Source organism: Bradyrhizobium sp. LB13.1 (genome assembly GCF_054056815.1).
In genome coordinates this window covers 4,716,941-4,729,650 of the sequence record NZ_JBSRYQ010000001.1, presented here as the reverse complement: position 1 = coordinate 4,729,650, position 12,710 = coordinate 4,716,941, and the positions used below count along the sequence as shown (strand labels likewise).

The window sequence follows — 12,710 nt, the reverse complement described above, 5'->3', positions numbered from 1 at the left end:
GCTCATGCCCCGCTGTATTCTAGGGTTTCGCCGATTCGGGCCGGATAGAGGGACATCGGATGAGTGAGCTTGTCGTAATTGCATTCCCAACCGAGGCAAAGGCAGAGGAAGTTCGTCAGAAACTGCTTGCTATGCAAAAGGAGTACCTGATCGAACTCGGCGATGCCGTCATTGCGGTGAAAGACAGCAAAGGAGACATTAAACTAAACCAACTCATCAATACCACGGCTGCGGGCGCGGTTACTGGCGCTTTTTGGGGCTCGCTGATCGGCTTGATCTTTTTGATGCCACTGGCTGGCGCTGCTCTTGGTGCAGCGTCCGGCACGCTCAGTGGCTATTTGACTGACATCGGCATCGACGACAAATGGATGAAGGAAACCGCTGCTGCGGTTCAACCCGGAACCGCGGCGCTCTTCGTACTGGTGCGCAAAGTTACGGGGGACAAGGTTCTTGAACGGCTCAAAGGGGACGGTGGCACGGTGCTCAAGACTTCTCTCGACCACACCAAGGAAGCCGCGTTGCAAGCGGCTTTAGCGGAGGTCAAAGCGGCGGTACCGACTTAGCGGGCTGAATTGCGATCACTTCCGCTCATCGCCCGCAAACTGAGTCGATTCCATTATGTCCGATGTTCGGGGTGGAGCGGAAGTGACAGGGAGAGGTCTGCACCGACGCGATTGCCCCCGAACGGACATCGGGTCGTAGCCGTCCCCGTTTTGCGCTTCTATGGATTGCAAGTTGAGTATATCGGCACCGGTCATTGTTTCAGTGATAGAGGGCAAACTGATCGCCGCATGTGCCTTACGAGGCTGCCGAACAGTTTGGCGTTTTCGGACAAGCTGCGCAGCTGAATCTGGACGAGGGCAAGGCCCTCCTCGAGCGCGGCGAATTGCTCAAAGAACTGTTCCTCAGTGAGTTCCTGTTCTGGGGAAGCACCTTTGTTTCTGTCGTGAGTGTCGATGAAACATTTCATGATAATGCTCCCTTGTGTTGGGTTAGATCGATCTGCGCCAGGGCGCCAGCATCGACACACGATCTCTATAACTCCGATAATCTTCGCCGAAGAGATCGACCAGATCTCGCTCTTCCAAGAAGATGCCAATACAGATGTAGGCCGTGGTTGCAGCCGCGAACAGCAGATGCCCGATGGTCATCGTGGGCGCCACCCAGAAGGCGATGATGAGGCCGAGATAGGTCGGGTGTCGAACCAGCTTGTAGAGCACGGGCGCGCGGAAGCGCTGCCCCGACGGCTCGCGACCGGTGAGATTATCCACGACCTGATGCAATCCGAACAACTCGAAATGGTTGATCAGGAAGGTGCTGCTTCGTGCGATCATCCATCCGAAAACCGATAGGCTCGTGACTGCCATGGCGATCTGAGGATCGCCGATCTGCCACACCCGCGCGGGTATTGGGCACCATTGCCAGAACAGGAAGGCAAGTACCAAGCTTGAGAACAATACATAGGTGCTTCGCTCGAGCGCGGCCGGAACGAAATGCTTCCACCGTTGCTTAAACATCTTGCGCGCCATCACGCTGTGCTGAATCGCGAAGACACAAATCAGGAGCAGGTTGACAGTAAATGCTTCCACCGTCGGCACGATTTTTCCGGCGTCGATGGTTTTCGGCACCGCAACGCCAGACACGAAGCCGACCGCGTAAAGCATGGTAAGAAGGAAAACGATGTAACATGTCAGACCGTAAAGAAACGAGATGAACCGGCCCATGGGATTCTTCCTCTATTCCAGGTGTTAGGCGCCGCATAGACGAGTTTCGTAAGTAGGCGAACCGTGCCTTCCTAGGTCCAGTAGCGGAGGAGGGAGGCATCTGCTTGTCTGCAGCCGCGGCCTCCCGCCTCCAAATAAGTGATCAATCGATGACTAAGGCCGGTTTAAGGACCACGGCTCGGGCTAAGTTGTAGAAATTGGGCGAGGTCGCCATTACCGCGTTGTGGACTTCGGCGAACTGCTCCTTTGTGCCGTCACCTTTGATGTGGACGGTGTAGCTAAGGTCCTCGTAGCCCTGCGCGACAGCAGGATCGATTCCAAGGAAGCCGCGGAGGTCGATCGCGCCGTCGGTCTCGATCGCGAGACTTTCGAGGGTGATTCCGCGTACCGCGCACTGCGCAACATATCCAACCGTCATGCAGGCATTGAGTGCCGCGATCAGATGGTCCTGCGGATTGGCAAAACGGTTCGATCCGCCGAGTTCGCCGGGCTCGTCGATGTCGATCGAGAAGCGGCGTGGCACCTTTTTCCCGCCGATCTCATAACTCTCGATTTCGGCGCGGCTCCGTGCCTGGCCCTGCCAGGTCGTGGTGACGCGCCAGTTCGTCCTGCCTTTTGAAGCGTCGCGCTTGACATCGTCGATTAGCGCAAATAGGTCGTCGACGTTGATACCGTTGATAACGGTGGGTTCGGTAGTCTTCGTTTGTGCGGGCACGGTAAGTCTCCTGTGATTAGTGATGTTATGAGTTGCGTTAGGATTATTGCAGCGTGGCAAGCGCCGACTGGATGCGCTTGCCCTGGTCCTCGGTGATCAGGTTCGAGAGCACCTTTCCGAAATGCGGGTGCTGGGCGCCTGAGTGGATGTATTGCCAGCGATAGGCCTTGAGGAATGCGGCCTCGATCATTCGCGCCTCCGCGTCCTGGACCTCGCGGCCGCATGTTGCCGTGAAATAGCCGGCGTCGGCCTTGGCCTGCGCCTGCAGGATGCCGTCTACCGCCACAACCAGCTCGACGAATTCGTCGACCGCGAAATTGCGCTCCTCCACCGTTAACCCGGCGTCGTGGCGCACCCATTCGAGTTCGTCGAGGATCGCGTGCTGGCTTTCTTCTTTCCAGTGAAACAGGAACACGTCCCTGAACAGCTCGGAGAGTTGGGGATCGGCGTCGATGCTCTGGCGATAGTGAAGCTGGGTGAACAGCTCTATATCGAGCGTCAGTGCCAACACCGCCCAGGTACTTTTGCCTAGGACGACATGGGCGACGGCGTTCTGATCGACGTCGAAGCGATAACCGCCGGGCAGGACATCACCGACCATTGCGTCGACAAGACGGAACAGCGCCTGGTGTTTTAACTCTTCGTCGCTGAACCGTACCAATGCCTCGAGCGCGATCTGGTCGCCGAACCAGTGGTCCTCGCTCAGCTCCAGGACCTTGGCATTGATGAAGCGCTCGACCAGACCAAAGATGTTGGCGTAGGTGCGGCCCTGGATCTGGCTAACGTACCGCTTTTCATCGACCGACAGGGTCGTGAACGCATCCGCCAGCGAAAGCCCGTCTGGAAGAAACTTCTGAGCGGTATCGAAGTTGCGGCCCCGGATCACATCCTTGTCGATGTCCCAACGAACCCGCTTGGACGTTTGAACACAGCGTGCGTACCGTTCGCTGCTGTCAGAGATATTGCTGATCACGTTCATTTCAATCTCCTTTCGCGACCAATGGCGCAGACAGGCCGATCGGCTGTCGCAACGATGTTTAAGCCGCCAGACGGGCCAGGGTCTATGACCGGCGTACCTTGAGACATGACCAAAACACCGGCTTCTGATAGAACGCTCGGTATGGATGCATTGTCCGACGTTTTGAGAGTGGCGCATTTGACTGGCGGCGTGTTCTTGCAGGCCGATTTCTTCGCGCCATGGTGTATGGCTGCCCGCGTCGCGCCGGAACACTGCGCACCGGCACTCGGGCCAACGTCGCACATGATTCTTTATCACTATGTCGTCGAGGGCGAACTCCATATCCGGGTTGACGGCGAGGATGGAGAAGACCTCGTGCTTGAAGCCGGCGACGTGGTTCTGCTGCCGCGCAACGACTTGCATCTGGTGGGTAGCGACCTGAACCTGCCGCCGGTAGCTGGTAGTGATATTATCCAACCGCCAAGAGAAGGCGGGCTGTTCACGATCCATCACGGCGGCGAAGGAAAACGCACGCGGATGATCTGCGGGTACCTCGGCTGCGATAGTGCCGAAGACAACCCGGTGATCTCCACCTTGCCGTCGCTGCTAAAGCTCGATGCCGAGCAAGGCGGGGCAGCAGAATGGATCCGCTCGACCTTCCAATATGCCGCCGATGAGGTCGCCGCTGGCCGCCCAGGTTCGGAGACCGTGCTGGCGAAGCTGTCGGAACTGTTGTTCGTTGAAGCCGTGCGGCGCTACGCAGAAGGCCTGCCCCAGGGCCAAACCGGTTGGCTCGCCGGTTTACGCGACCCACACGTTGCGCGGGCGCTGGCACTGCTGCACCGAGACATCGCGCGGCCCTGGAGCGTGGATGACCTTAGCCGCGAGGTCGGCCTGTCGCGTTCAGCGCTGGCCGACCGCTTCATTAGTTTGATCGGCATGCCGCCGATGCACTACGTCGCCAGTTGGCGCATGCAGGTCGCGACCCAGAAACTCCGCAATTCCAGCGCGTCCCTTGCGCAAGTTGCCGACTTGATCGGTTACAGTTCCGAGGCCGCTTTTTCCCGCGCCTTCAAGAAGGCGTTCGGGACTGCGCCAGCCACTTGGCGACGTTCGAACAGATAGGCTGCGTCCAATCTGTTACATTCGAAAGCTCCACCGAGCCCGTCAGCGATTGGTCCTGGGGACACTTTCTCCGCCGGCACGCGAATGCATCGAACATTGTTGCTCGTTGCTGCAGTGCATGAGTCCGGAAGTGGCCCAACTCGGACATTGATTATGGCCTGAGATTGCCAGACGTGCTTTGATAGCTTGTGCTGCACTGGTCCGAGGCGCCGTCGTGGCCGACGAAAACCTTCCACGCCGATTAGCGGCCGTTCTGGCGGCTTCCCGAGAGCGGCCCCAATGGCAATGGCTCGGTCGATCTGGTTGGAACGCCCGCTTGGCCAAATGGCGTCACGTTCGCAGCCGAAGCCAGCTTCACGGTTGCTGCCATTGTTACGGCTGCTGTTGTGGTGAGAAATGCGCGTCTGTTCATCGTTACCTCTTTTTGTCTGACTGTTTCGTTAGACGCTGATCAGCATCCGAGGTGCCCGCAGACAAACTTGGTAGCGTGGTTCAGTATCAAGAAGTCTAGCACGAGAAAGACGGCGTAAGAAGTCGAGCGCCACACGAGCGTTGGCATTGACGAATGGTGCTTCTTGATGTGCGCGCCCGATCGCGTACGGAAGAGCTGAGCCAATCGGTTTAAGAAAAGCCCCAGCTCCTGACCAAGGAAACTGGGGCTAGGCTTTCCATCGGGCCGGCAAGGGGACCGCCGGCAACCGAAATGCTAGTTCCTCCAGGGACCCGACGGGAGTCACGATCAGGTGTGGCTGATCACAAATGTCAGGGCGTGCGTGGTGGAATGGAGCCGTGCGAAAGATATGGCTGGTTCCGAAGAAATGCGATGCTCGTCTTGATGCTCCGCAGCGGATCGGTTGAAACATCCTGTTCGACGAGAACATGTCGCACGCCGCTCTGGGACGCAGCTTCGAGTATGCGGGCGAAGTCGATTGTGCCGTGACCTAGTTCGGTGGTCGAACCATCTTCTGCCATGTCCTTGAGATGAACCAGGGGAAACCGCGATGGATGTGCCCTCAAGACGCGCGCAGAATCGAGATTTCCTTTGGCTGCCCAATAAGCATCGAGCTCGAACTTGACGAAGTTGTTGTCCGTGCGGTTGAGCAAAACATCATAAGGCTGGATGCCACCTGGCAACTGCGCAAACTCAAAGTCATGATTATGATAGGCGAGCGTCAAATCAGAACGCGATGCCAGTTGACCGATCGTGTTCAGATCGTCGCAGATCCGCTTCCAATCATCGGTGCTCTTCCGTACCGCTGGATCCAACCATGGACAAACGACAAAACGGCTGCCGAGCAAATGAGCGATCTCGAACGATGGTTGGGCATTGTCCCGCAGGCTGGCGTAGTCGATATGCAGTGATGGGGCAGTGAGACCCAGGCCGCGCAGGACCTTGCGGGTGCGGCTGACGTCTGAGCCGAGAATGCCGGCAAACTCAACCTCTCGGTATCCGAGAAGGGCAACCCTCCTCAGGGTCCCCTCAAAGTCGACCTTCAGCAGGTCACGAACCGTGTAGAGCTGCAGGCCAATCTTCCGCAGCTCTCGTCCGAATGCGGCCTTCGGCGCGACGTTCAGCGATGCGCAGGTCGACGAGATCATTAAGTTCATCCGCGCTCTGAAGCCACATGAAGGCTAGGCCACATTGATCTACACTCGTGATTCCATGAAGACCTATCTTCCCCTCGTGGTCAGCGCCCTGCTGGGACTAACCAATGTGGCGCAGGCCCGTTCTCTCGATGCGATCCCGTAACTCCGGTGTGCTCGGATTATGCGCCCACCCCAACTCGCTGCCTTTCGCCAACAAGGCCGGCGACCCTCCGGGATTTCAGATCGAGTTGGGCAACGCGTTCGCGCGCGAGCTCGACGTCTCGCTCAGGCCGGACTGGATCATCACTTAATACCAGATGCGGAGCGCGGGCTGTGACATCGTGCTCGACGTCATCGCCGATCGCGAGGCGCAGGGCACGACCAATCTGAAGATATCGAAGCCGTATTACCGCACGGGCGTGGCGCTGGCCGTTCCCCTTGGAAGCAGACTCACCTCATTCAAGAGCCTCGACGAGCATTCGAAAGTCGGCGTCTTGGTCGGATCGATGGCCGCTATGGCCCTGACTGAGCGCCACGTGCCCACGTCGACCTTTGGTTTCGAGGTCGACAGCCTAGACGCTCTTGCCAATAATGAAATTGATGCGGCAGCGGTCACCCCGACGACGGCGAGCTACTTCAATCTGACGCATCCGGACAAGGCGGTTCACATTCTCGGACTCGACGACAACGAGGCGGATCTCAACTGGAATGTTGCCGTTGGCATGGTGCGCCCGGATGACCAGTTGCGCGAAGCAATCGAGAGAGATCCGGACCGGCTGCGAACCGACGGTACGATCAATCGGATATACGAGCGCTACGGTGTCGTCTTACAAGCGCCAAGGTAACCCCGTCACGCCGGCACAACCCAGCAGACGCCATGTCTTAGGATGCGTCGCGGCTGGCGCGATGATGAGACTCAATTCGATTGGGTCGGCGTGTGCATTGACAAGCCTTTGCGGCGCTTCTTTCGGCAGCCACCGCGGCCCCCGGGTCTCCTTAAAAATCCGAAATGAAAAGGGATTGCCAGCCCCGGTCGCATTATTCTCGCCCCAACTTGGATTAGACAATCACGATTTCAGCGTTCCAGGAACGGGAGCCATCTACTTAGCTTTGCTTGCCTCGTATCTGCGCCATATGGCCTGATAGGCGACACATCTACTAAAGATGTAAGCCAGTGCTTTCCATGAGCCACGCCAACATCGTCCGCAGCTTCGGTCGATGGCTCATGACGATGAAGATGCCATCGCGGGTTTTCTTGTCGGCCATTACGCGTGCATTGGTTGATCTTTCACCTTTACGCTGCAAGGCGTTTGGAGCGGCATCCTCTTATCGGCCATCCAGACGTCGGTCTTCTCCCAATGGATGGCAGGCAGTAACCTTCTCGGTGGCGAGCGATGTGAGAGAGGGCAATGCTTACCAGGTAGATGCCATGCATCGCGCTCGGCAACGACACCGCAACGAAACGCCGCACAGCGGGAAGGCGTGAAGGAATGCGTGTCAGCTGTAAGGGGGTGGGGAGGGGTGTTCGCAGCTTCAGAACCAATCGTTTCTTAGCGACCGCTCGCCCCCAGTTTCACGCGCGTCTGCAAATCAAATGTTGAGGGGTACCGCGTGGCGCCTCGTCTGCCGCCGGCCAATCGCCGGGCTGAACCGATCGAGGTCGCGCTCGGACTTCGGGCGCGGCTGATGAAAAGAAACCGAAGTTACAAATGATCCAACCCAACGATATCCCACCTCTCAGAACCACCAGCGCCTTGGCTCGCCTTCCGGTCGCGAGCGGCACGGTCACAGGAGCTGCTTTGATCGAGGCGAGACGTTCGCTAGGAGACCAACGAAAAAGCCCCGGACGATGCCGGGGCTTTGACGAGTGAAAGGTTAGACCAGATCAGTACCTGCCGATGCCCGGGCCGCTCCAGTTGAAGCGATAGACCAGCGAGGTCGAGATCGTCTGGTTCCAGCTGTTGGCGCGGATGTCGTGCCCGCCCACGAACGGGACGTTGGTGAGTTGTCGAGCTCGCTCTGAGTCTTGCGCTCGTAGAAGGCCGAACGGTATTCGGTCTTCATGAACCAGCCGGGCGAGTTGATGCCGAAGAAGTTCAGGCTGTTCTCGACGCCGCCGCCGACATACCAGCCGTTGCGGTTGTAGCCATTGAGATGGACGCCAGCATCAACACCGGCGAGGTCCATAAAAGTTTGTGCGGCCGAAGTGAGCACCCGAGTAACCGCCGTTGACGAAGGTGAGGACGTTCCGAGCGGCGAGCCAACCGAGACGGACACCTGCGGCCCAGGAGGTTTCCAGCTTCTGGTTACCGGTGATGTCGAAAATCGGGTCCTGAATGGTGGAACGGATGCTACCGAACTAACCGTCAGCGAACACACCGGCGACCCAAGTGCCGTTGAACTGCCAATCGTAGCCCGCGCCGACCGTGCCGAACCAGCCGGAACCGCCTTGACGCTGATCGATCGTCAGCGGGGTGCCCGTGGCGGTGTCATTAATGTCTTGGTCGGCATTCGAGAGGCCGCCACCGCCGCCGAAGATGTAGAAGCCGGTCCAGTTGGCGACGGGCGCCGGCATCGGGGCCTTCACGTAGGGACGGGCAGCAAGGTCAGCGGCCGAGGCCGAACCGGTCATCGCGGCTAATGCAGTCAGAGCAAGCAAAGTCTTTTTCATCGGCTGACCAAGGCCTTCGTTGGCAACCATGCCGAGGAGGCCATCCTTGCGTTGAAAGAAGTCGTGTTGGGTCAGAATGTCTCAGCGCTGGCGCGAGCGTCGGGCATCCAGCGGAGAACGATTTACAAGACGTTCGGAGGCAAGGTGGATACTTACTTGAGCCGGATATTGGCACTTTTCGCAGCTTTGAGAGTACGGTTGGTCGTGGTTGCACTTCCACATAAGCCAAGAACATCGCGACCGAAGCTGGGCCGTCCGCCTAAGCTGCCTGCGGGCGGCTCCCGAGCGTAGTGCCTCGACGCGGAGCCGGTCCCAAATCACACGCCTGCCGTTTTCGCCTGCCGGGTCTGCGGTGGCTGCGGAGGCGGCACAGCCCCCGCTATCTATCGGGTCAAGGCGCTCGCTGTCGTCGGAGCAGAGGCGCGGTACGCGCGATGACGAAATTGCGCTGAGCCGGCCGGAATGCGGGAGCACTGCGGATGCGTCGCTCGGCTTTTTCGACCTGAAGTCGAAGGTTTTCCAATTTTGAGAGTTCGGAAGAGAGTTCGTTGAATCGTTGGGCGAGAAGGGTCGCGCGAGAATTCGGCATGAATACCCCCAACACAAAAGCCACTGAAAAAAACGCCTCAAAGTAAACCAGTAACGGCGGGCGCACTCGCATCAAAGAATGTGAATGTTCGTGCTGCCATTCCAAGGCCGACGCCTATGAGGAATTCTAGTCCAATTCCCGACAGACGCTTTGTGAACTAGCGCACATTTGGCGCCGAAAGGCGCGCACTATGACCAATGATAGGGCCGCCCGGCTGTACGCAAACCCGCGACCGCAGATCTACCGCGCGCCTTCAAAAAGGATACCAATGTCCAACGACCTCGTCGTTATTCCGGCTGAGGAGCGTCAGCGCGCAATCGTTAGTCGCTCGTTACTCAACTGCCACGTTTGGGGGCTCGCTGGAATAGTCCGCCGATTTCGGCGAGCGATGGCGCAGAAGGAACGAGACGCCGCAAAGAGTTCCTTTTCTCCACACGACGCGGCAGATAAAGATTGCGGAATGGCCGTTGAACGACAGCACAAATTCATTCGCAAACACGTAGTAGGGTGTGGAGATGCAGGCCCCAAGGGCGTTGATATCGCGCACCATACATGGATGTGTCCCACGAATTCCACCAAATGACAGCTGCGCCGCCCGGTTAATCGTTATGCGCTCCATTGCACGACGTTCGATCATGGCGAGATGCTCCAAGATGAGGAGGTAACTTTCGAATCGAAGCGATCGCTGCGATTGCGATTCGCTCTTTACGAAGTCAGTTTTCCGGTCCCGCCGAAGCCCGAAAAACGGCCATACTCACATGTTGAGCCGGTGGGGCCCAGGCTAACAAGCAGTGTTGTTGTCCAATTAGAATTGATCGGAATTAGTGGTTAATTCGGGCACGCACTGGGTTGGAGGCAAGACTCTGCTCACGTCAATCGACGCCAATGGCATTACGCGGCGCATGGTGCATCAATATGCGAATGACCACGCTGGCGCGGCGATCCAGCCAGAACACGACACCGATTGGAAGACGTTTCGCCGCGAGCTTAAGGGCAGGCGGAAGTGGTGGAGGTGAGGGGCATCGAAGGCGCGTCGGGTGTTGTGAGGTGAGGGGGGACGTCAACGGAGAGCAAGGCTCCGGCCGTTTGCAGAGAAGGCGAGGGACTACGTTCAAGAGCAAATGCTCCGCCCCTATGAATTCGTACTATCAATCGTTGCATTACATTGTCAGATCCAGAATCTGCTAAATTTCGATTCCATTGAAATTCCTGCCGATACGCCGTGCGAGATACAAGTGAGAACGCTTCTTCAGCACGCCTATAGCGAATTAACTCACGACACGATTTACAAGCCAAACGTGCAAGCCACTCCTTCGTTAAAGAGGTCGGCCGCGAAAAGCATGGCGCTTATCGAGGCGACCGGAGATTACTTCGCGAAGGTTCATGAGGAAATTCAAGCAGCGCTCGCGAACAGCGAGCAGATGTCGCTGTTTCTGGACCGTCAATATCGTTCCTGGATTGGACTAGAGGCTTCTCACGGTCCGATCCAGTCTCTTATCGTGGATCACTACGCACACCTTGTTGGAACGGACTTTGAGACAGCTATCGACGAGTGGTGGAGCAGCAAACAATTTGTTCGAGAGAGAATAGTAGGACGCAGCAAAGACCAAGTGATCTACAGGGTGTCGGGAATTCTTCTCGTCTACTACTGCGTTTCAAAATTTCCGCACGCCGCCAAAAAGGTCAGCCCTTTATCTGATGACGAACTGGGGCTGATCTACTCTGACCTCGGCAGGTCGCTCAATTGACAGGCTGCCAGCACGATGACCGCATTCTACCTCGTAACCCGAACGTCGCCGTAGTCTTCTTTGTTCGGCCGCTCACCGTCAAGTTCTGTGTGAGCGAGTAGGGCTGCTATACCAAACAAGATCATACCGCCGATCCAAATCGATGCGGAGGCAGCAAGAACCGCCGACGTCCCAACGCCGATGCTGCCGGTGAGACCGAACAGCGTGCCGGCGTTGAACAACAGTCCGACGACGCCCCAAAGCCGGAAAAGAGACGTGAGTATGCCGCGCCCTGTGCTCTGGTGGCTGCGGAGCCGGAACGTCCATTGAAATCCCAACCGTCTCGGCCAAAAGGCGAGAAAACCGGAGGGGGCAATTACAGTTCGGATGCAATGCGGACAGCACCAGCGCGGGGGTTGGCTATAGCAAGGCAATCTGGGGGGTCCGGAGTTTGGCGCAGCAATAAATCCGCGATTCGGAAGCGCCCTGCGTTCGTATAAATCTTGAAGGGATCAATCCTCGTGAAGCTTTTGAGCACTCGCTAACGACCATCATTCAAAAATTAATGTTTAGCTTCAACGAGAGGCGCAAATCGAGCGCTACTCACGTGTCGTGAGGACAAAAAATCCAGAATTAAATCAAAATTAAATGTAGACAACATTTAAATAAGGATTAATTATGGCATATCTTGGCGCCGGACGAACGCGTCAAGCTCTCCGAGAAACGGCTCCAGCATCCCGCCCCCTGGTTACCCTCGGATGCAGGGGCCGTTTCGTCGGCATATGGGGAGTGAACGATGAAGTTCCTGTCCCTGGGTGACTTCTTTCTGATCTCTGCGCTGACGGGAGCAATTATGCTGGTCGAGATGGCACTCTTCATTGTTGTGGGCATGATCTGAGCCAATGGGGCGCCGCCACATACGGACGTGGTCCGCCAGCGCTTCCTTTGATTGTTGAGGCGCCTGGGCAGCTTGGGCTCGCCCCCCGGATGATGATGTAAGTTTCCGTGCAAATCCCTAATGAGTCGGGGGCGCCGTGGGTATTTTCTTACTCTTGCTTGCGGCGTGCGTTGTTGGTGTTCTTCTCATGCTCGCGTTCGGCCTATAGGGCCATAGCGGACGCAACAGTTGCGTTGAAACCTCGCCCCCGCGCCGAATTAGGTTGCCGGCGGGTTGTTTTTGACTGTGCGCGGTTGAGCGCGTTCAACTCCATGTCTGGAGACGAACGTGATCACTTGGTTGCTAGTCATCCTCGTCGCGGTCAGCGCTGCAATCCTGATTGCTCACGCGATAGAGGCGATACGTTCCTGAAGCTCAGCGCAGCGGCGCCAGCTATCGCTTGTGGTAGGTGACTATGCGTTGTTCTTTGGGCTGGAGTTGAGGAGCGGAAAGGCCGGCAGATCGATCGGCTCGTCTAGAGCTCGATCAACCCGGTCCGCCTTCCTTCGGCTGACGAGGAGACCAAAAGAGCCGGCACCTACCAGCAGGGCTCCTCCGATCATCAGCCAGTGCGCTAATTCCAACAATGCCATTGTTGAGTCCGCGGCACGAGCAAAAGTCAAAACGCACCCGCGTCGAAGCTACGCAGCTGCCTTCTAAACCATTCAACCATTTAG

10 protein-coding genes and 2 pseudogenes are annotated in these 12,710 nt (G+C 57.4%); 4 read left to right on the top strand and 8 right to left on the bottom strand.

What is annotated here, in order from left to right; all coding sequences use genetic code 11:
- Positions 1-59: 59 nt before the first annotated feature.
- Entirely contained in the window at positions 60-563 is a 504-nt protein-coding gene (locus tag ACVWYI_RS22545) for a DUF1269 domain-containing protein (RefSeq protein ID WP_354053174.1), read from the top strand.
- 191 nt (positions 564-754) lie between these two features.
- On the opposite strand, the gene ACVWYI_RS22540 is transcribed toward ACVWYI_RS22545, so the two are convergent.
- The 4 genes from ACVWYI_RS22540 to ACVWYI_RS22525 all read right to left on the bottom strand — a co-directional run bounded on the left by ACVWYI_RS22540 (position 755) and on the right by ACVWYI_RS22525 (position 3,418).
- Positions 755-970 carry a hypothetical protein gene (locus tag ACVWYI_RS22540; protein ID WP_354053173.1) on the bottom strand — a complete coding sequence of 72 codons (216 nt, stop codon included), beginning with the start codon at positions 968-970 and terminating at the stop codon, positions 755-757.
- A gap of 22 nt (positions 971-992) precedes the next feature.
- A complete protein-coding gene (gene mddA / locus ACVWYI_RS22535; RefSeq protein WP_456663234.1) occupies positions 993-1,724 on the bottom strand; it encodes a methanethiol S-methyltransferase in 732 nt (243 codons plus the stop codon).
- Between the two features lie 142 nt (positions 1,725-1,866).
- Positions 1,867-2,439, bottom strand: coding sequence for an OsmC family protein (locus ACVWYI_RS22530; protein ID WP_354053171.1), 573 nt, complete (start codon positions 2,437-2,439; stop codon positions 1,867-1,869).
- A 43-nt stretch (positions 2,440-2,482) separates the two neighbouring features.
- Positions 2,483-3,418, bottom strand: a complete 936-nt coding sequence (locus tag ACVWYI_RS22525) for a hypothetical protein (protein WP_354053170.1) — start codon at positions 3,416-3,418, stop codon at positions 2,483-2,485.
- Positions 3,419-3,523: 105 nt separating this feature from the next.
- Between ACVWYI_RS22525 and ACVWYI_RS22520 the strand changes: the two genes are divergently transcribed.
- Complete coding sequence (locus ACVWYI_RS22520) at positions 3,524-4,522, top strand: AraC family transcriptional regulator (protein ID WP_354053169.1); 999 nt, start codon at positions 3,524-3,526, stop codon at positions 4,520-4,522.
- Between the two features lie 762 nt (positions 4,523-5,284).
- Here the strand turns inward: ACVWYI_RS22520 and ACVWYI_RS22515 are convergent.
- Positions 5,285-6,121, bottom strand: a complete 837-nt coding sequence (locus ACVWYI_RS22515; RefSeq protein ID WP_354053168.1) for a sugar phosphate isomerase/epimerase family protein — start codon at positions 6,119-6,121, stop codon at positions 5,285-5,287.
- Between the two features lie 64 nt (positions 6,122-6,185).
- Here ACVWYI_RS22515 and ACVWYI_RS22510 point away from each other — a divergent pair.
- A pseudogene (locus ACVWYI_RS22510) lies at positions 6,186-6,954 on the top strand (substrate-binding periplasmic protein).
- A 1,040-nt stretch (positions 6,955-7,994) separates the two neighbouring features.
- Here ACVWYI_RS22510 and ACVWYI_RS22505 read toward each other — a convergent pair.
- Positions 7,995-8,780, bottom strand: a pseudogene (locus ACVWYI_RS22505) (outer membrane protein).
- A gap of 920 nt (positions 8,781-9,700) precedes the next feature.
- Positions 9,701-10,006 (bottom strand): PilZ domain-containing protein, encoded by a 306-nt coding sequence (locus tag ACVWYI_RS22500; protein WP_354053167.1) that lies wholly within the window; start codon positions 10,004-10,006, stop codon positions 9,701-9,703.
- Between the two features lie 484 nt (positions 10,007-10,490).
- Between ACVWYI_RS22500 and ACVWYI_RS22495 the strand changes: the two genes are divergently transcribed.
- Positions 10,491-11,117 carry a hypothetical protein gene (locus tag ACVWYI_RS22495; protein WP_456663233.1) on the top strand — a complete coding sequence of 209 codons (627 nt, stop codon included), beginning with the start codon at positions 10,491-10,493 and terminating at the stop codon, positions 11,115-11,117.
- Between the two features lie 1,329 nt (positions 11,118-12,446).
- Here ACVWYI_RS22495 and ACVWYI_RS22490 read toward each other — a convergent pair.
- On the bottom strand, positions 12,447-12,626 hold the full coding sequence (locus ACVWYI_RS22490) for a hypothetical protein (protein ID WP_456663232.1): 180 nt from the start codon (positions 12,624-12,626) through the stop codon (positions 12,447-12,449).
- Between the last annotated feature and the right edge of the window lie 84 nt (positions 12,627-12,710).

What these genes read in the sequence shown, in the direction of transcription:
- ACVWYI_RS22545 (WP_354053174.1), top strand. Translation starts at nt 60, where the DNA reads ATGAGTGAGCTTGTCGTAATTGCATTCCCAACCGAGGCAAAGGCAGAG.
- ACVWYI_RS22520 (WP_354053169.1), top strand. Translation starts at nt 3,524, where the DNA reads ATGACCAAAACACCGGCTTCTGATAGAACGCTCGGTATGGATGCATTG.
- ACVWYI_RS22540 (WP_354053173.1), bottom strand. Translation starts at nt 970, where the DNA reads ATGAAATGTTTCATCGACACTCACGACAGAAACAAAGGTGCTTCCCCA.
- ACVWYI_RS22490 (WP_456663232.1), bottom strand. Translation starts at nt 12,626, where the DNA reads ATGGCATTGTTGGAATTAGCGCACTGGCTGATGATCGGAGGAGCCCTG.
- ACVWYI_RS22500 (WP_354053167.1), bottom strand. Translation starts at nt 10,006, where the DNA reads ATGATCGAACGTCGTGCAATGGAGCGCATAACGATTAACCGGGCGGCG.
- ACVWYI_RS22525 (WP_354053170.1), bottom strand. Translation starts at nt 3,418, where the DNA reads ATGAACGTGATCAGCAATATCTCTGACAGCAGCGAACGGTACGCACGC.
- mddA (WP_456663234.1), bottom strand. Translation starts at nt 1,724, where the DNA reads ATGGGCCGGTTCATCTCGTTTCTTTACGGTCTGACATGTTACATCGTT.
- ACVWYI_RS22495 (WP_456663233.1), top strand. Translation starts at nt 10,491, where the DNA reads ATGCTCCGCCCCTATGAATTCGTACTATCAATCGTTGCATTACATTGT.
- ACVWYI_RS22515 (WP_354053168.1), bottom strand. Translation starts at nt 6,121, where the DNA reads ATGATCTCGTCGACCTGCGCATCGCTGAACGTCGCGCCGAAGGCCGCA.